This is a genomic window from Oceaniferula spumae, from assembly GCF_042849255.1.
GTDB lineage: Bacteria > Verrucomicrobiota > Verrucomicrobiia > Verrucomicrobiales > Akkermansiaceae > Oceaniferula > Oceaniferula spumae.
In genome coordinates this window covers 313,739-332,932 of the sequence record NZ_AP026866.1, presented here as the reverse complement: position 1 = coordinate 332,932, position 19,194 = coordinate 313,739, and the positions used below count along the sequence as shown (strand labels likewise).

Annotated in this window: 13 protein-coding genes; 9 read left to right on the top strand and 4 right to left on the bottom strand. The window is 47.6% G+C overall.

Annotation, left to right across the window (positions count from 1 at the left end; translation table 11 throughout):
- Positions 1 to 241 precede the first annotated feature (241 nt).
- The 8 genes from ACSPJT_RS01385 to ACSPJT_RS01350 all read left to right on the top strand — a co-directional run bounded on the left by ACSPJT_RS01385 (position 242) and on the right by ACSPJT_RS01350 (position 13,310).
- Positions 242 to 838, top strand: a complete 597-nt coding sequence (locus ACSPJT_RS01385) for an SOS response-associated peptidase (RefSeq protein ID WP_435894588.1) — start codon at positions 242 to 244, stop codon at positions 836 to 838.
- A 274-nt stretch (positions 839 to 1,112) separates the two neighbouring features.
- Entirely contained in the window at positions 1,113 to 1,526 is a 414-nt protein-coding gene (locus ACSPJT_RS01380; protein WP_435894587.1) for a hypothetical protein, read from the top strand.
- Between the two features lie 260 nt (positions 1,527 to 1,786).
- Complete coding sequence (locus tag ACSPJT_RS01375) at positions 1,787 to 2,752, top strand: hypothetical protein (RefSeq protein ID WP_435894586.1); 966 nt, start codon at positions 1,787 to 1,789, stop codon at positions 2,750 to 2,752.
- A gap of 4 nt (positions 2,753 to 2,756) precedes the next feature.
- On the top strand, positions 2,757 to 4,418 hold the full coding sequence (locus tag ACSPJT_RS01370) for a hypothetical protein (RefSeq protein ID WP_435894585.1): 1,662 nt from the start codon (positions 2,757 to 2,759) through the stop codon (positions 4,416 to 4,418).
- Positions 4,415 to 6,127, top strand: a complete 1,713-nt coding sequence (locus ACSPJT_RS01365) for an NERD domain-containing protein (RefSeq protein ID WP_435894584.1) — start codon at positions 4,415 to 4,417, stop codon at positions 6,125 to 6,127. The genes ACSPJT_RS01370 and ACSPJT_RS01365 overlap by 4 nt, the downstream gene beginning before the upstream one ends.
- 20 nt (positions 6,128 to 6,147) lie before the next feature.
- The gene (locus tag ACSPJT_RS01360) at positions 6,148 to 9,777 is read left to right on the top strand and encodes a helicase-related protein (protein WP_435894583.1); all 3,630 of its coding nucleotides are present in this window, start codon (positions 6,148 to 6,150) and stop codon (positions 9,775 to 9,777) included.
- Positions 9,778 to 9,783: 6 nt separating this feature from the next.
- Positions 9,784 to 11,715 (top strand): DrmB family protein, encoded by a 1,932-nt coding sequence (gene drmB / locus ACSPJT_RS01355; RefSeq protein WP_435894582.1) that lies wholly within the window; start codon positions 9,784 to 9,786, stop codon positions 11,713 to 11,715.
- Positions 11,712 to 13,310: a DNA cytosine methyltransferase gene (locus tag ACSPJT_RS01350; RefSeq protein ID WP_435894581.1), complete on the top strand. Its 1,599-nt coding sequence runs from the start codon at positions 11,712 to 11,714 to the stop codon at positions 13,308 to 13,310. Before drmB ends, ACSPJT_RS01350 begins: the two co-directional genes overlap by 4 nt.
- Positions 13,311 to 13,361: 51 nt before the next feature.
- On the opposite strand, the gene ACSPJT_RS01345 is transcribed toward ACSPJT_RS01350, so the two are convergent.
- Positions 13,362 to 14,144: a hypothetical protein gene (locus tag ACSPJT_RS01345; protein ID WP_435894580.1), complete on the bottom strand. Its 783-nt coding sequence runs from the start codon at positions 14,142 to 14,144 to the stop codon at positions 13,362 to 13,364.
- Between the two features lie 397 nt (positions 14,145 to 14,541).
- On the opposite strand from ACSPJT_RS01345, the gene ACSPJT_RS01340 reads away from it, so the two are divergent.
- Entirely contained in the window at positions 14,542 to 15,138 is a 597-nt protein-coding gene (locus tag ACSPJT_RS01340) for an SOS response-associated peptidase (RefSeq protein WP_435894579.1), read from the top strand.
- A gap of 661 nt (positions 15,139 to 15,799) precedes the next feature.
- On the opposite strand, the gene ACSPJT_RS01335 is transcribed toward ACSPJT_RS01340, so the two are convergent.
- From ACSPJT_RS01335 to ACSPJT_RS01325, 3 genes are all read right to left on the bottom strand, one after another.
- Positions 15,800 to 17,434 (bottom strand): hypothetical protein, encoded by a 1,635-nt coding sequence (locus ACSPJT_RS01335; protein ID WP_435894578.1) that lies wholly within the window; start codon positions 17,432 to 17,434, stop codon positions 15,800 to 15,802.
- Between the two features lie 5 nt (positions 17,435 to 17,439).
- On the bottom strand, positions 17,440 to 17,724 hold the full coding sequence (locus tag ACSPJT_RS01330) for a hypothetical protein (protein ID WP_435894577.1): 285 nt from the start codon (positions 17,722 to 17,724) through the stop codon (positions 17,440 to 17,442).
- A gap of 141 nt (positions 17,725 to 17,865) precedes the next feature.
- Positions 17,866 to 19,062, bottom strand: a complete 1,197-nt coding sequence (locus ACSPJT_RS01325) for a tyrosine-type recombinase/integrase (protein WP_435894576.1) — start codon at positions 19,060 to 19,062, stop codon at positions 17,866 to 17,868.
- Positions 19,063 to 19,194: the final 132 nt, after the last annotated feature.

Here is a 19,194-nt window from a genome sequence, read left to right as displayed (position 1 = left end):
AAGGTGATCAGATTGCATAAAGGACCAGCTATGAAGGATTGTTGGGATTTTCTTTCCCGTAGATAACTACAATCGGTGAAGTTACCTCCCCCCGTATCAAGTGCCACGGCAAAAAGCCAACGTTGTTCGTACATTCATTAAAATGTGCTTTCGATGAGCACGTTCATAGTTTCCACCCTGCGCTCATATCAAAAGGTTTGATCTCTCCTATCTCCATATCTAGGATATCTACTGAATCATCATGTGCAGCGTCTACGAATTTGGCAGGGGTAAAAAGAAACCGCCTCAAGCGCTCACGGCCAGCGGCTTTGATTCGCTGGCAGACGACGTCCGTCTAATCAGACGCACCGACAAGGCTCCTGTGTATCTGAGTGACGGAAGTGTGCACATGATGAGATGGGGTTATGAGCGTCCGGGACTTGGAGTGGTGAACAACACACGTAGCGATAACTTTGAGAGTCCCATGTGGCGCGATTCGATAGAACACCGCCGATGCCTGATTCCAGTGACCGCATTCTACGAGTGGTCAGGCCCGAAAGGAAACAAACGAACACATCGTTTCACCAGCCGGGATGGCGAGTGGCTATGGATGGCTGGTATCTGGGAGACTGCCGATAAACTGGGGGAATGTTTCTCAATGATCACTACCGCAGCTAACGCGCTGATGTCCCCTATTCATAATCGCATGCCAGCGGTGCTAACGGACGAGGAGCTAAGCCCATTCCTCTACGGTGAACTGATGACATTCAATCCAGCGCCAGACACCCTATTAGTAAACGAAGCCAACAATCCTTTTATAAAGAACCCTCCGAGTCATAAACAGGACGAACTATTTTAATGGAATTAAGCCAGCCCCTCTCGGGAGCTGTTACTCCGATCCATCATCCTGATCCCTGCCATCATCACATTACTCATTCATACCTAACCATTATTGCGCTGCTCACTAACCCCACCATAGAAAAATCACCTCACAATGCCCAGTGACATCTAAAAATACACACAGCTAGACATCGCCCACATCAAGCACCGCAGAGGAACTTGCGAAGTCATCTTCAAACAATATCTTCACCCATAAATCGAACACGTCACACCCCATACCCATTAAAGGTGATATGATTGAACACCAGACACCCACTCACATCATGGACGAGCAAGAAAAAGCCTGCTTCCATAGATTCATCCGTATTCTAGCGGACACCGGAAACATTCAGCATGCTATCACCGAGTCAGGATGGACGGATCACCCAGCCTACAATCACAGCCAGGACGCTGTGGACATTTCCGGCGTCCCCCATGATAAACTCCACCTGCTCGTAGCATCATCAGTGGCGCTCCCAGCCCCGTCCGAGAATACATCCATGGTGCGAGCGGCGGTCTCACTATTCAAGAGCGCCACAGCATCGCTGCCGCCTTGGAAAAACACTACAAACTATGTGATGAGTTCTGCATCATCGATACCGCTGATGACGATTTCTACCTCGAACACAACTTTGCTCCCTCACCATAATCGAGTGCCTAAACCTTAAAAATAATCCACATCCTCCCATTAATGTCCCACCCCTGTCTCTAAAATCTCTGTATGCCTCTCGATTACATCCTTTCCCTTTTCAGTAACATCAAGCGCCACAATATTCCGCTAGAAGGCCGCCGCAACAATGAGCAGAACTGGCCTGAATCCAACGGTCCAAAGATTTTGTTTTGGTTAGAATAATCTTGCGGAAAAATCTAACCAAATCATCGTCCAGAGACACTTCCCCTAAAGCCTACGCTCAATTTACCGCCCTATATGGATACTTCGCAAACCTCATGGTCAAAATTCCTCTATGCGCTTGGGCAAGATGCAGCTCAGAAAGCAGACTCAGGAAAAATGCCGACTTACGCGGTTGCACTACCGACTCTTAATTTCGCATCCCCTCTCATCGCAGCTGGGTTCCTAACAAATCATCACGCCATCAATGGTAGTCCCCGAAGCGATGCGGACCTACTCAAGTCCTTAACAGATATGCGAGGAGAGCATGTTGAGTTTGTTATCAAAAAAGGAAGAGGACTCAGTACAAAAATGGGAGTCATCAAAGGCATCGCTAAAAATAACAGAGGTGAAGAGTGCCTTGCAATATACTACCTCAATAATAAAGAAGAAGGTAAGGAGCACATCGCTCACATCCATCCCGGGTTGCTCCATTGTGTCAAGCTAACCGAAACTACGCAAAACATCGAATCCAGACGTCGGTGGCTAGATACGGTAATTAACTTGAAAGGGTTAACTACACTTTTTCAAGGCAATGAAGAAGCTGCGTATTCCTTGGCGGGGAAACCACATAACACCTGCAATATTTTTGATTCTTCGGCCCGGGTGCAGGGGGAAGTTGCCACGCATTTACCCATCGCCACCTTAATCCCTACTGTCAACAAAACAGACTCAATATACCTAGGGGATCTAGTGCGGCTCGCAGAATCGACAAAAAGCGCCGTAGCTAGATCATCAAACACTACAATTAACCCTCGTACGAATAAACACCTAGCCCAACTTCAAATCGTCTCCGGAGCTATTCAATCACTTGATTATGATATTTTTGCGCCAACTGGATCAGTCGTATTTTGCATAGCCCGTACTGAACCATCCTTCCTCGATGCTACAACAATGATTAATGACAACTACATTCGTCGATGTCCACAAGCTGAACTTACTATATCCGATAGTCTCCTCGACCTGAAGCCAGCAGGGATTGATATTTGTGCATGGTACCGCTAATCTTATGAACTTCACTGAAACCAACCAGGTTTATACCGCGATGGAAAGCGTCCTAGGAGAGGACGGCACCGAGGATTCGGGGCTGAACACCATTTCTGTTACGTCGGATCATGTCCGGCAGTTTCACGCCGCCCTAGGCGCATTCCGGCGACAGCTTGTAGAGAGCGAGGTTGCAGACGAATGGGCTGCGTTCCTCAGATCGATTAAACGTTGGTTCCACCTCTATTTGACTACACCGGTTGAAGGTCAATCCTTGCTTCCATGGTGCCCGAGAATTGATGGGTTGGGACGACTCAAACAAAGTTCTCAGCCATATACTAGGCAGCTATTTGACGATCTTAATACAAAGTTTCAATCTCTACTTCAAATTGAGCAGCATCCATTTCTGGACCAGATTCTCGATGCTCTCCCCGAAGGCATTGATCCTGACAATGAGCAGACCTCCCTTTACCGCTTAGGCGTAGTCGTAGAAGGCAGAAGGGTTTGTCAGCATGTCTCCAAATGGTTCGATACCTTCGATATAGGTGTTCCTGTTCACGTTGTAACTCCCAGCGATCTAAAAAAAGAAAATCATTTCGATCAACTTATCCTGATGGGTTCTCCTCGCTGGTTTACTCTAGCTGGTTCAATGCACGTCTTAAATTCCCCTCGTGCAAATCAGTTAACGTTCATGGGATTTGAACCCTTTTTCACGGCCCCTACTGCTGACAATTTTTATTTCTTCAACGGCTCGCCACACCTCTTCACTGGAGCTACTACACAAGGTCTCCTAAAGGCCCCTGCGTGTCGAAGCTACACCATCTGTACTAACGATGAAGACGAAGAATCAAATAAGGAAGATACCGAACCAATCTCCGCATCTGAAATTGACGACATCATCCCGACGATCGATTCTTCAAAAGTCTTTTCATCATTCGAGCAATCGGATCCGAACGACGACGAAGTAGAAGTAACTGCCTCATGTCATTTCGGAAGATTATCCGCAAATGCGGGCGTCTTTCTAAACACAGAAGCCTCGATCTATCGAATTTTGCTTCGCCAATCTAGTGGGGCTAAACTTATCTGTAATGAGATCGAGAAAACGCCAGTTACAGCACTTTCGCCTGGTGACATCGTAATGTTCTCCACGCATGGTGCCGGCGATATGACAGCCAGTATAGCTAACTCTTTGTTAGGTGACTTGGCTCCTGTGCTACGTGAAAAACAATCAGCTTGGAAGATGAAGGTGCAATCACGCTTCTATCTATTTGGAACTCACCATGAGCTACGTAAAAGCGGCGTCTTATCAGCCAGCGAGACGAATTTTAACAATTGGTTACGCCCACATACAATCATGCCAAAAAATAAGACTGAATTCCTCAAATTATTACTGCTGACCGGATACAGCGAGGATGAAGCGGCTGATACAATAACAGCAATGCGTAGGATTTCAGCTGCGCACCAAAGCGCAGGAAGGAAAGTAGCTCAGATGCTCAGAAAATCAGCAAAAGGCACCCATCTCAATCAACTGGAAAAAAACGGAATGCAAGTGCTCCATGGAGAATTAGGAACTTCTGCAGAAATGAGAGCATACTACATCGAACAAATTGATCATCGGGAATATGAACTCCCCATCTCCAAACTTAACCATCCATTTGAACTTACTGACGACTTATGGCTCGCATGATTCCATCCATTTGTCCGGAAGTAGCACCCCCGGGAGAAAAGCAACTTTTCCGTCGCTTGCGTGACGATCCTGATACTGAAGGTTGGTATGTCCTGCATGGCTTGGATCTGGCGCAACACACTACCCAGATGTCTGGTGAAGCTGATTTTGTAGTCATAGTTCCAGAATACGGAATCTTGGTTATCGAGGTGAAGTCACACACACGAATTCATGTTGACGATCAGGGGTGGCATCTCGGAGACCAACCCCATCCAGAGCAGCGCGGACCCTTTAAGCAAGCTGCTGAGGCGATGCACTCGCTCCGAAAATACGTCGTTAAGGTCGACCCCTCTTATGGTTCTTTTTTAACATGGTCCGCCGCATGTTTCCCACGCTTAACTTTCCGTCAAAAGAGTCCAGAGTGGCATGACTGGCAAATCATTGACAGGGGCCGGCTGACCAGTGCCCCCATTTCAACCATCATCAAGAGCATCCTGTTAAAAGGAAGAGACATTTTGATCGGCAACAACGTGGGCTGTGCAACTAATCAGCCCAAGTATGCCTCCATTGAACGCTGCGAGAGAATTACACGTTCCTTACGACCTATTTTTGAAGTTGCCATATCTCCCAAAGCACGCCGTAATAAACTTGAGGATGATCTCATTCATCTAACCGAGGAGCAATATTCGGCATTGGACCAAATGATGTTTAATCCTCGTATGATCTTCTCGGGGGCTGCGGGGACTGGCAAAACGGTATTGGCGACGGAAGCTCTTCGGCGAACCTCGGTAGAGGCTCCTCAAACTAGATTGGCTCTGTTTTGCTTCAACAAATTACTTGGACAAGAACTGCATTCCCAGTGCAAAGAAATTGCCCAGCATGCTGTAGTCACCAACATTGATGAATGGTTATATTCCATAGCCAAAAACAAATTGACCCCGGCTATTAGAAATTCTCCGGATTTCTTCAAAGGTAAGCTCGTTGAGCTGGCCATCGAGTGCTTACTCGAAAGTGATGATACCCTCCCGTGCTTTGACTTCATCATTCTTGATGAGGCGCAGGACCTACTTCAGCCACACTATCTTGAACTCTTGGACCTCATCTTGGACGGCGGGTTGTCAAGTGGCCAGTGGCTGTTTTTTGGCGATTTTCTAGGACAGGATATTTTTTCACAAGGCTCTGTTTCAATCAACGATTTCAGAGTCAACAACGCTCCGTCGGCGGCGATGTTTGGACTATCTGCAAATTGCAGAAACACTTTGCCTATCTCAGAGTATGTGGTGTCATTAGGTCAGCTTAAACCACCCTACGCGAAAGTCCTGCGTGGCGATACGCAGGAAGATCCGGAATTAAAATTCTGGTCCGACGGTGAGATGCAGAAACAGCAAGTAACGACTTTTATATCTGAATGTATGAAGGCCGGGTATAGGGCCGGGGATATTGTATTACTTAGTCCCATTGATGAAGATTGTTTGGGCATGCAGCTAGCCCTGGATGCGGAATGGTCACAAAAGGTAGCCCCATACGGCATGGCAAAAAACCGTATATCCTACACCACCATCCAAAAATTCAAGGGCATGGAAGCCCCCGTGATCATACTCACTGATTTTAACTCCATCGATTCATCACATCAGCAGTCACTTTTTTATATCGGGCTTTCCCGTGCTCTACACTGTTTGGGGATATTTCTTCACGAGGATCTCAAACCTGTTCTCCGCTCAATCATTTAATCTCGACCAATATAGTAAATATGGAACAACACCTTGAAAATCGCACAAAGCTGCTCGCATCCATAGCGGGTGAAATATTCGGTCCCGGAAGTCGATTCGACACTTCCTCGGGCGACTTACTTTCCCCAGGAACAGAAATTGATATTACCAAGCCTCAGGCCTTCGTGGATTGGGAAAGCTATAACGAAAAATTTCAAGGTATTCGTCCTATCGTCAAAGGAACTGGAGAGGAAATCCTTCAAAATGAAAGTCCACTACTTCGCTATGGTATGGGGATTTTGTTTCCCAAGACAGAGGATGGCATGAATGACGAGGCCGATGATGCAGCAGATGTAGCGGACGCAAACGTTTCTACGTTTGAGCTCTCAGACGATGAACTCAAACAAAAACAAACACTGGAAAAAAAAGCCGAGAAATATGCAGAGGCCGGAGGCTCAGAAATTGCGGGAGAAGAAACCTCAAGCTCAGCAGAGACGCGACTAGCCAATTTGAAAAGCCAGCGCAGTATGGGGATTTCATTTGTCGTTGATGCAGCAGCAGAAGGAGATCTAGTTCTTCATGCAACCGGAGGACGCTACAAAAGACTTAGTCAAGTTACAGTGGCTGATAGACCTCTCAGGTGGTGGGCCCGCACTGCTATCAATGACGTAGTATCCGTATCTCTGAAAACATTGCTTCAGGCAGAGGGGCAAATAGAACCTATAAAGGTAGCCTTGAAGGAACTAGCTCCCATTGAGGTCAACTTTGAAATTTTTGTCAGAGGAAGGGATAAAATACCCGGAGATCAACACCCTGCGTCAGCTAGGCTTATCACCGTATCATTGGTGAATCGTACGCATTGCTTGGACGAAAAACTACTGGGTGATTTTTGTCTGTTCCAGTCAAGGTTCACCGCAAAAGCCGGGACGGATACTGCATCTGCAATCTTGTATTATCCGGAAGCAAGATCATCCAACAGTAATGAGGAAACGGAATCACTTGATTTGCTCTATCGAAACGAAAAGACATTTTCCACCGGGCATGGCTGCGCTGGCACTTGGGAGTTGAATGGGCTTGGCGACCGAGCTCTGAGTGTCTGTGCGGAACCTATTCCGGCCTACGAGGTCCCATCAATCACTCCCTCACTTCAGTGCGAGAACCCTCAAGATCCGGGTCAATTTGAAGATCTGATCATCCCCCTTTCTGTGTTGGCTGACAACTCTCGGAAGGACGAATCCGTCCAGCTACTGGAACGAATGATCACCGCATATGAAAGGTGGGTCCAAGAAAAATATGTCGAGTCGGATGGTTTAGTGTCAGATTTCAAATGCACCGCGCAACGTCATCTGAAGAGGTGTGCTGAAGTAATACAACGGATGAAAGATGGCTTGTCTATGCTTGTAGATGAGGAAAACCACCCTGATGTTTCTTTGGCGTTTAGGCTCACGAACAAGGCGATGTTACTCCAGGCTCTAGCCTCAAAAATAAAGACCCGTAACCCTGAGCTGGACAAGGCGGCTAATAGGCTGACCTATAAACCGCCTTACGAAGCCTTAAACCTAGAATCCGATGAAGCGATCGAGCGCGCTTGGCGACCGTTTCAGATTGCTTTCTTTTTAATGAACATCACAGCCTTGGCGGATCCTCATGCCAAGGAACGGGAGATTGTGGATTTAATTTGGTTCCCAACAGGTGGTGGTAAAACAGAAGCTTACCTCGCTTGCGCTGCTTTTTCGATTCTACAAAGGCGGCTACGTAACCCTGAAGACACCGGCACTGAAGTCCTCATGCGTTACACGCTAAGGCTGTTGACGGCTCAGCAATTCCAAAGAGCTTCCTCCTTAATTTGTGCGCTAGAGACATTACGTCCGAAGTATGAGCGCCTTGGTACAGCACCATTTACTATTGGAATATGGGTTGGTAGTTCTACGACTCCAAACACAATACAAGACGCTAAAAAGTCCATCAACGATACAAAGAAGAACGGACCTGATGACTACAAGATGGTGTTGTTGAAATGTCCTTGGTGCGGCGCTGCCATGGGTCCAAACCAAAAAGCAAATTACCAGTATGAGGTTGATGGTGTAAAAATAGCAGGCCAACAAATATCTCTCCACTGTCCCGACCATGCTTGTTCGTTCCGCTCAAAATTACCGGTTGAGGTGGTTGACGAAAATATTTACAAATCTCCCCCCACCTATCTCATAGCAACGGTCGATAAATTCGCAGGGTTAGCATGGAGAGAAGAATGCCGAAGTATTTTTGGAATTGATGATGGAGGGGAGCGCGTAAAATCGCCTCCCGGTCTTATCATTCAAGATGAACTTCACCTGATTACAGGCCCCCTAGGGAGCATGGTCGGCTTATATGAATCTTTGATTGATGAGCTTTCTACCGATTATCGAGATACTGAAAACCCCATAAAGCCTAAACTTGTTGCCGCCACCGCGACAACGAGAGCATCGGATCGCCAAATTCGAGACTTATATGCTCGCACTCAGACAACCGTATTTCCCCCTCCTGGGATTGATGCTTCCGATTCCTTTTTTGCGAAATATGCAGTCGATGATGCAGGTAAACGTTTGCCGGGGCGGATGTATGTTGGCGTTTTGCCAAAGAATTACTCATCCGCATTGACTACAAGTGTTAGGCTCTATGCATCATTGCTCGCAGCAGCGTGGGGACTTTCTACAGAAAAGGAACGCGACCCATGGTGGACGTTGTTAGTATTTTTCAACAGTTTAAGGGAATTGGGAGGCAGCCTTACTCTTTTTGGCGCTGATATTCCTGAACGATTGCGAAATATTCAGAACCGTTGGTATCCTAAAGGTGTAGATGGGAAACGACGTTATTTGAATGAAGTTCTTGAACTCACTGGTCGTTTGGCAAGCAGCGAGGTACCTCGGGCACTCGATGCTCTTGACCGTCCATATGCGTTTAAACCTCCAAAGGGAAAATACCCCGTTGACGCTTGCTTGGCATCAAACATTATCGAAGTTGGTGTCGATGTTGATCGACTGGCAATCATGGCTGTCGCCGGCCAGCCCAAGACAACGGCCCAATACATCCAAGCGACGGGCCGTGTTGGTCGTAACACTAAAAAGCCAGGGGTAATTCTCGTGAACTACGGTGCGAATAAACCCAGAGATCTCTCCCATTATGAGCACTTTCAAGCTTACCATGGAAAGCTCTACGCCAGTGTAGAACCCTCAAGCGTGACACCCTATACAATTCCCGTTTTGGATCGAGCCCTTCATGCTGTAATGGTTGCTTGGGTTAGACAAAATTTACCAATGGATGATCTATCAAAACCCAAACCTTTTCTGGGCACAGCCAAAGAAACCATGGCAAAAAAATGTCTACCTATTTTAAAGCGCCGCATCGAATCTCTAACTTCTGATCAGAAGGAAAAAGATCGGATGTTGCACGACCTTAACCAGTGCTTTGATAAACGCATCAAAGAATGGGAAAGTTCCAACTCCATTATTTGGCACGAGTATTTTCCTAAACACGATAGTTCGGATATCCCGCTCATACACCCTTACGGGGCTCCATGTCCGAGCGAGTGGCATGATGAAAACTGCTGGGCAGCTCCAAACTCTATGAGAGGTGTGGACGCAGAGTGTCGCCCACACATTCCATCTCGCCCTCAAAACAACCAATCAGATTAATCTATCATGGCATTAAATCCACTAAGACGTTCGCAACTCATTGCCCCATTTGGCCCCGGTTCACTTCACATTCTTGAAGGTGGAATAGCGGTCGTAACTGGGGGGCTTGATGATTGGTTCAAAGATAAGAATGGGAACCCTTCATCTGACACCTTTATCTTAGACGGGCCTCTCTACATCAGGGAACCTCGCCTCGAAAAGCAACTGGGAGTGTCTCATTTCAGATTAGCCCCTGGACCGGAAAACCGAACAGATTCCGACCAACCAGAATTAGTCACTCCTGTGTACCGTTTCCCCACGTGGTACTATTGTTCGCGTTGCCATCAAATGACCAAGGCTGACCTGCACACCCGCGGGAAATTGCGTTGCCAGTCAGCTGACTGTAAAAAGCAACCTCTTCAGCAGGTTCGATTTGCCGCAGTATGCGATTATGGCCACCTCCAAGATTTTCCATGGTTGGAATGGGCGCACCGTAGCCTGAACTTCTCCCCCGAATGCGAAAACAGTCTGATGTTTAAAGCTCAAGGAGCTGGTTCCTTAGCCGATATCAGTGTGGAGTGCACCCGATGTAATACGAAACCTCGTTCATTAGGTGGTGTGATGAGTGGCACGCTTCCAAGTAAAAGTAATAGCCTCGGGTCCAGCGGACTGACTCAAATGACCCTAAGTGATGAAAGCGAGTTTACTTGCCGTGGCCACAGTCCTTGGTTGGGTGTCGATAAAATGACCGAGATCTGTCCACGCCCCCTCAGAGCGGCGCTGATCAATGGAAACAACTTACACTATGGTAATGTGAAAAGTGCTATTTTCATACCTCCTCAATATCGACCATCGTTGGGAGATTTGGCAGCAATGTTAGAAGAGCCCGAATTAAGACTTTTAATTAAACGTATGCGTCAAGTCGGTTTGGACATTCCTATGATCACGATGCGGATACGGCAAGCGGATGCATCATCGCCTAAACCTCGATTGACAACTTTCTCAGATGATCAAATTGGTAACTGCCTAAAAGGGCACGAGGAAGCCCCTCCTAGCAACGGATACGTTGATCTCGAAGATGACGAAACTCCCGATGACCTGCAAATTCGTAGGGATGAATATGACGCATTCCTTGGAGAAACCGACCGTGAAGATCGTCTAGTGCTAAGACATCTGGATACGAGCGCTCTACCCAACAACTTGTCATCCATCATAGATGATATTGTAGCTATCGATAAGCTCAGAGAAACTCGGGTATTTGCCGGGTTTTCAAGGCTGATGCCGACCCCTCCACCTGATGCTCCACACCCTCAAAGATCGTTATGGCGAACAATGCCTCCAGAATTCAAAGATCGCTGGCTGCCAGCATCCGTTGTCCAAGGTGAAGGGATATTTATTAATTTCAACCAAGATGCACTCCATGACTGGGAAAGCACGGAGGAAGTACTTGGTCACATCAAGACTCTACAGGATAATCATGACTCGTGGGCCAATCGACTTGGTCGCCCCACGGAAGTTGTAGAGCCACGGTTCGTGCTCCTGCATACCCTCGCGCACCTATTGATCAACCGCTTGGTATTTGAGTGTGGCTACGGCTCATCCTCCTTGAGAGAAAGGCTCTACGTCACAGCTGATAAAGACGCTCCTATGAGTGGAATACTGATTTATACAGCAGCTGGCGATGCGGAAGGAACCATGGGAGGGCTGGTACGCTTAGCTGACCCAATTAGCCTTGGAGAAATCATCGTCAACGCTCTTGACGAAGCTCAATGGTGCTCATCTGACCCAATTTGCTCTGAGTCAGCTAGCGAAGGACAAGGTCCAGACTCGTTGAATTTAGCGGCCTGCCACTGCTGTTCGCTTTTGCCCGAGACGAGTTGTGAAAAATTTAATACATTGTTAGACAGAAGTCTTTTCATTGAAGGTCACCCTGCGGCATTCTTTCCTTCCAAGAAATGATACCTATAATCGACATTTTTGCTGGCCCAGGAGGACTAGGAGAAGGCTTCACCCGTGCCGGCTTCAACATTAGGTTATCTATCGAGAGAGACCCTCAAGCTCACGAAACATTGTTGTTTCGTTCGTTCACCCGGATACTGCAAAAAACCAAAAAGGGGAGAAACAGTATATTGGCTTACTTTGAGGCAGCTCAACACGATCCAGTGCATGCACTGGAGGAACTAATTGAAAAGCATGCGAATGCCTACGAAGAAGCGAGTAATGAAGCATGGTTGGCGGAACTTGGCGGCGAGGAATTCCCCGATCATGACGTTTCAACAAGGATTGATGCCGCTCTAAACGGAGCAAAAGAATGGGTACTTATTGGAGGCCCACCGTGCCAAGCATACTCCTTGGCCGGGCGAGCAAGAATGAAGGGGACCGATCCGGACTTTGAAGACGACCATCGGCATTTCCTCTATAAGCAGTATCTGCGCATCGTAGCAGACCATTCACCGACGATTTTTGTCATGGAAAACGTCAAAGGTATTCTCTCCGCAAATGTGAAAAATATCGAGATCTTTAAACAAATCCGAGCCGACTTACACAAGCCTGGCGAAGCGACGGATATTTCGGTTAGAGATTCACCGAGTGATGTCGTTTACGATCTACACCCTTTAATTCAGCCCATCCAAAAGAGTATAGACGATGATTATGACCCCTCCGATTTTCTTATTCGAGCCGAGGATCTAGGGATACCCCAAAAACGTCACCGGGTATTCATTATCGGGATTAAGCGAGGTTCTGGTATCCAGATGAAGCACTTGATTCCTGATCCTGATCACCACGTTTCTGTGGCCGAGGTGATTAACGATCTCCCGTCAAGGAGAAGCGGTTTCTCCCGAAAGTCAGAAGATGATTGGTGCGAAACGCTAAAGGATATTAAACGGCAGCCGTGGTTCAAGGAAACCCAGCAGACCGACAAGGGACTGACCAAATTAATTTCCTCTCAGTTGAACAATTTACTCAAGGATCAAAACAATGGTGAGAATATTCAGCCAGAGACTCGGGACCCCTCGAAGACATCACCGAAAGCACTTTCGAAATGGTACCGGGAGCGCAAGCTTCCCTACGTGTTGAACCATGTTTGTCGTAATCACATGGACAGCGACCTTCAGCGGTATTTCTACGCTGCCTGTTTTACTCTAGAGCACAATTACAGCCCCAAGCTAACTGAATATCCTGAATCCCTGCTACCTAACCACCAAAACGTCAAAAAGCCCGGAAAGAAGATTATCTTCGATGACCGGTTCCGGGTGCAATGTTCACATCTACCATCCACCACAGTGGTCTCGCATATTTCCAAAGATGGACACTATTACATCCATCCAAACCCCACACAGTGTAGAAGCCTAACTGTCCGTGAGGCTGCACGGTTACAGACATTTCCTGACGACTACTTTTTTCAAGGACCACGAACGGCACAATTCCACCAGGTGGGTAACGCCGTGCCTCCATTTTTAGCATGGCAGATTGGATGCCTAGTTTCAAAGATGTTGGGAAAGAAACCAAAAGGAAATTATTCGGCCCCTGCAAATACGGAATCCAACAGCTAAAAAGAATTTACCTGTCGCCTACCATCACTGGTAGGCGACAGGTAAATATTCTTATTGCTCGTTCGGACGTGTACCTATCAGCGTGGAGTAGTCCACCCACTTCCAAGTGACTCCGAGTGTGGTCTTCACCTGCTGGATCTGCTGTTCAACGTTGTCTGCGTAGAGCATGTACTTGCAAGCAAGGACATGACTGTCACCCAGCGTCTTGCCATCACGGTAAAGATAAAGTCCTTCCTCAGTCTGGATGACCACTTCCTTGTCGAGTAAATCCTCGACCGGGATGCCTGTCATTGGCGGACATTCCAAATCCTTATCCGGACTGCCGGCGTAGATCTCGATCTTGTCCAGCTTCAGGTGCCTACACGCATAGTTAGCCTTGCGCGGCGACTCATACATGTAAGCCATGGAACCGACGCCAGTCAGCACAGGTTGGTTTCCGTGCTCTGGATCGTTCATAGCTGAGATGTATCCAGTTTGATCACCAAGCGTCCCTACGGCGTAGCAGCGCAGGTTACCGTCTAGTTTCAGCCGGAGCCCCTGGTGTTGGCTGTCGGAGCAATAGAGCTGATCCTCATTGATCTCTCCGATGTAATGTCGCCTCCATGCTTCGTTAGCATACGGCTTCACATCAGCAGGCCATTCATCCACCTCGTCCGGGTGCATGGCGATTCCCATGAACTGCATCGCGAACCATCCGTCGAGGAAGGTAGTGGTGTCGGCACTGGGAAGATCCTCTTTGAATTCTCCCAGCAGGTTATAAGCACGCTCGGCTTCCTCTAATGTGGACGGTATGTGCTGTGAGTTATCGATAGGGTATGGATATTTTTCGTTCATAATATTGGTTGGTTACCCGACCGACACACAAAAATGTCCCGACTCAAGATCTGAGTCAAGCTGAGCGTCGGACGGAATGCTATGCCATCACCCAGCGCAATACCGAGTAGACAGCTGACAGGAAACATTCCTGCCGTTCACTGACATATAACACTGAAGGTGATCAGATTGCATAAAGGACCAGCTATGAAGGATTGTTGGGATTTTCTTTCCCGTAGATAACTACAATCGGTGAAGTTACCTCCCCCCGTATCAAGTGCCACGGCAAAAAGCCAACGTTGTTCGTACATTCATTAAAATGTGCTTTCGATGAGCACGTTCATAGTTTCCACCCTGCGCTCATATCAAAAGGTTTGATCTCTCCTATCTCCATATCTAGGATATCTACTGAATCATCATGTGCAGCGTCTACGAATTTGGCAGGGGTAAAAAGAAACCGCCTCAAGCGCTCACGGCCAGCGGCTTTGATTCGCTGGCAGACGACGTCCGTCTAATCAGACGCACCGACAAGGCTCCTGTGTATCTGAGTGACGGAAGTGTGCACATGATGAGATGGGGTTATGAGCGTCCGGGACTTGGAGTGGTGAACAACACACGTAGCGATAACTTTGAGAGTCCCATGTGGCGCGATTCGATAGAACACCGCCGATGCCTGATTCCAGTGACCGCATTCTACGAGTGGTCAGGCCCGAAAGGAAACAAACGAACACATCGTTTCACCAGCCGGGATGGCGAGTGGCTATGGATGGCTGGTATCTGGGAGACTGCCGATAAACTGGGGGAATGTTTCTCAATGATCACTACCGCAGCTAACGCGCTGATGTCCCCTATTCATAATCGCATGCCAGCTGTTTTGACGGACAAGGAGCTGAATCCATTCCTCGACGGTGAGCTGATGAAGTTCAACCCAGCCCCGGAAACACTCCGGGTGAATGACGCCAGAAACCCACTGCTGAAGAACCCGCCGTCTCACGTACAGGACGAACTGTTTTGAAACTGTCATAGACATCAGCCCAATCCTACAATCGGGTCTCACATGGTATCTTGACATCCATATCGGGATATCCCTGAAATTGATACGCCAAGGAAAACCTTCCATCACATAACGAACACCTGTCCGAGACGAACTGCCCGGGACCACAGACAGAGATCTGTTCGCATTCGGTGAAATCAAAGCCGTTTCACATCAGGAATCTGTCGAGGGATCGAAACCAGACGGAGTATGAGATACTGGCCTAAATCGTACGGAGAACGCCGTGTGCGGCTCTGGAGGACGAGGAGCTTGCCGCAGTACGCTGCTGGGCCCGGCGTACTTCAGAAGCCGTCTGAGAGATATTACCGGGACACCCCGCAATTAGAGACATACCTGCTCCCCCATCACCGGGAGAGTAGGCATGCTCTTTTTTTATCTGACACGTAAAAACAGTCAACCGGCCCTTGATATCAGGACTCCGGGGTGCCGGGCAGAAGGAGTGATTTCAGCCCTTCCCCCCCGGACCCCCCCAACCGTATTGAGGAACACATAAAAACAGATATTTTTTATTTGTTTTATAAAAAAAGATAAAAAACATATATGTTTTGTGTGCCCTGTTTTGGTTGGTTTATGTGGGTGCCTCCGGGAATAATGTGGGCTAATTTGCCACATTCCCGGAGGCTCAGCGCCCCCCCTTCCTCCCAAGTCCCGCAGACAGTGCCGAGGGCACATCATACTGATATACCATCCAGTTCACCAGCCGAAGCTGAACCACACCGCTTCCCCCTAAATCTCCGCTGAGAATTTTGATGCGTTTATCCCGGATAAATGTCCTCAATGCTGACGGCACATCCTCGCCAAAAGCAAGTTTCAGATCCAGCTTCGCAAGATTAAGGGTCACATCCCCGGGGCGGGACGACGGTGAATCAAAACCGGAATGAGCACTGAACAAGAGATGTAGCCATAGACGGAACCAGTGAGGATTCAGCATGATTGTGGAATGCTTCAGAAGCATGGTCTGGTTCAGCTTGATTGCTCCCGTGTCGTCACCAAACGCCGCATTCTCATCCTGCTTCATGACACGCCGTTTCATATCTCTTTTCTTACCAACTCCCTCCAAAAGCTTAGCTTTTTTCAGTTTATCAACTGCGGTCCGTATCTGCTCTACCGACAATCCCATGATCTCAGCCATAGATTTGAAGGAATACCAGCTCAAGCCAGCTTTGTTAGCTGCAAGCAGGTGGAAGATATAGACATTCACAGCGGGAGGGTAGTCGATTTTTTTAACTCTCTCAAAGACGGATCTTCCGATCCATACATAGTGGCACATCTTGCCACGCTGTACAATCTCATACGCTTTTCTCTTGTCCCGCCTGGCATTGATGTGGTCTCGCTGTTGCTGATCCGTTTCGTGTTCACCTTGCCTGAGGGTCGAGCGCTCGTAATCAGCATCCACAGCCAGAAAGAAGCTAGAACCTCTGACATTTACATTGAGAAACTGCTCCCTCAGGTAACTTTCGTTAGTGTAGCCTAGTCCTTCTGACTCCTCGATATCCGGGACAGCAAGCCATGACATAGCCATCGACACATCAGCAAAAGTATGAAGATTATTCGATATAATAGTAGCGTTGAGCGGAACCTTGGACATATTTGTGTATTTGGGACTGGCCTGGGCGATAACCACAACATTGCATCCAATCTCGTGTGACACCGTATGTAGGTAATCCATGACCTCCTCCATCGCATTTCTCTGTGCATGCGGATTATCATGTTCCGCTTTGCACTTCAGATCATCGAGTATAATTATTTCTGGGAAACATTCACAATTGTCAATGACATCATGAATGATATCCATGCTGAGGCCCACTGAATCTGAAGGCACACGATATATGTAAGAATTATGTATGATCTTTTGCAAGAGGACAAGGCTCTTCAGGCATTCTTCTTCATTGTACTTGTTGACATCCAGCATGACTGGAAATTCCCCACCATTTTGCTTATCATACATAACCCTCATGTTTTCGTCATACGGAATCTTCAGCCCGTTAGAAAGACATCGAATCATGTAATCGCGCTGGCCCGACTTAGTCGATATGACCAGTACCTTCTTATTCAGCATCACATTCTCAACAAGAAGCTGGCTCGCCAAAACTTCTTTTTTTGATCCCGGAAATCCAGAGAACAGGTGTAGATAACCCGGCTCTCGATAACGTCCCAAGCAATCGTCCAAGCTGGGAATTCCGTAAGTGATGCCAGCCTGCTGTTCTTGTAATTCGTCGTCGCCCGTCTGGGGTACTTTACTGTGATCTATTTTCATTTTTTCTATGGTTTTTCGTTTTCGTATGAAGAAGGGATGCTCTCGCTTGAGATCCCTTCTTCGATCTGATCCTCGAGGAACTTTTTGAGCCCTCCGTAACTGATCAGGCGGATACCTCGCTTGGCTCCGCGTCGTTTTAGACTCACAGACGGAATCTTTTTTTCGCTAAGCAACTCAAACAGTCGGCTGCGAGAGATTCCAAAAATTCTGACTGCATCAGAAATTCTCAGAAACTCTGGCTTCAGAGTGTCGAGTGCGTCTGGGTTTTCTTTTTTGGTGTGATTTAACATTTCGGCAGCAGGATGCCTAACGAAACCGTTCTGGACAGATCGTTGTAGTGTCAAACTGCAGCTTGACCCTTTTTTTACACGCTTCCCAGGTACAGATCTACCTCTGCTTTTGACAGACATCCCAACAGCTGAACGCGTAGGTTAGATCTTTGGCATCTTCCCGGCAGCCTCGCGAATCGCCTTGTCTCCGACACTGATGTAAATCTGGTGCATCTCCTCAGAGTCATGTCCTATCAGCGTCTGAGCAACAGCAGCTGGGACGCCGGCCTCGTGTAAAAGTGTCACAGCAGTGTGCCTCAAACAGTGAAATGAGAGAGGATGAATTATACGTTGAACGTTTCGCCCCTTACCAGTACTTGCGTGAGTAGTCTTTTCACGAAGTCCAGCGCTTTCGAGGATCTTGGCAAATTGGTTACTGAGCCCCCCTGTCCTACCATCACTATTCTCTAAGATTCCTGATGCTCGAGGATGAATCGGCATATCGGAGGAGTCACCTGCAGGCAAGCTCTTAACATGTTCAACCAACGGTTTTGCCATAGGAATTCTCATCCTGCGTCCCGTTTTTGAAGTCACCAGTATGACCTCTTTCGTATCCAAATCTACATTTGCCCAAGTCAGTTTCGCTATGTCCCCGAGTCGCTGTCCCGTATATAGGCCAAAGATGATCATGCTGCGCCACTCTTCATCGGCACAGCTGATCACACGCCGCAGTTCGTCCATTTTGAAGGGGACCCTGTTCACTTGATCCGAAGCATTCACCCTCACAGTATCGACAAATGCTGTTGGGTTTTCCAATAGCAGTCTTTCACGCTCAGCATCCTTGAAGATCATTCGTAACGCTTTGATTTTATGGTTAACCGTTTTGCCTGCTAGAGTTTCAGCCAGTTTGTTGCGATATTCGGTAATGTCTTCACGAGTAACCTTTGCAATATCGATGTCAGCACGATCTCCCATGAAATCCAGGAAGTGAGTAGATACCCCCTTATAGAAATTGTAGGTTGAAGTCTTAACCTCTGGCTTTTTTCTAATCAACCATGCTTTGGTATGCTCACGCACAGTTAACTGTGGCATCTCGTCACCAGTGATTTCCTGATAAAGCCCCATAATAACCTCGCGCACCTGTTTTGCAGTACGCTGCCTTCTTGACGCGTCTTCATACTGATCCGCCAATCTCTGCGCCACCTTCCTGGATACTGCCCCCTTTATCTCGACTCCTGTGCTTCGATTTCGCCGCTTCCCACTCTTATCCATAAAGCCTGCCTGCCAATATTTAGAGTTCGGTTTTTTCCACAAAAAGGCCACGTGATACTTATAGTGATACACAACAGACTTGTCCAAGCAAATCCCAGAAAACACAATCCTTTTAATTATAACACATTAGAACTTTTTAGGACCTCCTGAAACAGGCATTGGGAAATCCAGGGTTCGAATCCCTGTCGGTCCGCCATCACCCCAGCTCTTCATTTTTGA

Coding starts and splice junctions, on each gene's coding strand:
- ACSPJT_RS01385 (WP_435894588.1), top strand. CDS start 242: ATGTGCAGCGTCTACGAATTTGGCAGGGGTAAAAAGAAACCGCCTCAA.
- ACSPJT_RS01380 (WP_435894587.1), top strand. CDS start 1,113: ATGATTGAACACCAGACACCCACTCACATCATGGACGAGCAAGAAAAA.
- ACSPJT_RS01375 (WP_435894586.1), top strand. CDS start 1,787: ATGGATACTTCGCAAACCTCATGGTCAAAATTCCTCTATGCGCTTGGG.
- ACSPJT_RS01370 (WP_435894585.1), top strand. CDS start 2,757: ATGAACTTCACTGAAACCAACCAGGTTTATACCGCGATGGAAAGCGTC.
- ACSPJT_RS01365 (WP_435894584.1), top strand. CDS start 4,415: ATGATTCCATCCATTTGTCCGGAAGTAGCACCCCCGGGAGAAAAGCAA.
- ACSPJT_RS01360 (WP_435894583.1), top strand. CDS start 6,148: ATGGAACAACACCTTGAAAATCGCACAAAGCTGCTCGCATCCATAGCG.
- drmB (WP_435894582.1), top strand. CDS start 9,784: ATGGCATTAAATCCACTAAGACGTTCGCAACTCATTGCCCCATTTGGC.
- ACSPJT_RS01350 (WP_435894581.1), top strand. CDS start 11,712: ATGATACCTATAATCGACATTTTTGCTGGCCCAGGAGGACTAGGAGAA.
- ACSPJT_RS01345 (WP_435894580.1), bottom strand. CDS start 14,144: ATGAACGAAAAATATCCATACCCTATCGATAACTCACAGCACATACCG.
- ACSPJT_RS01340 (WP_435894579.1), top strand. CDS start 14,542: ATGTGCAGCGTCTACGAATTTGGCAGGGGTAAAAAGAAACCGCCTCAA.
- ACSPJT_RS01335 (WP_435894578.1), bottom strand. CDS start 17,434: ATGAAAATAGATCACAGTAAAGTACCCCAGACGGGCGACGACGAATTA.
- ACSPJT_RS01330 (WP_435894577.1), bottom strand. CDS start 17,724: ATGTTAAATCACACCAAAAAAGAAAACCCAGACGCACTCGACACTCTG.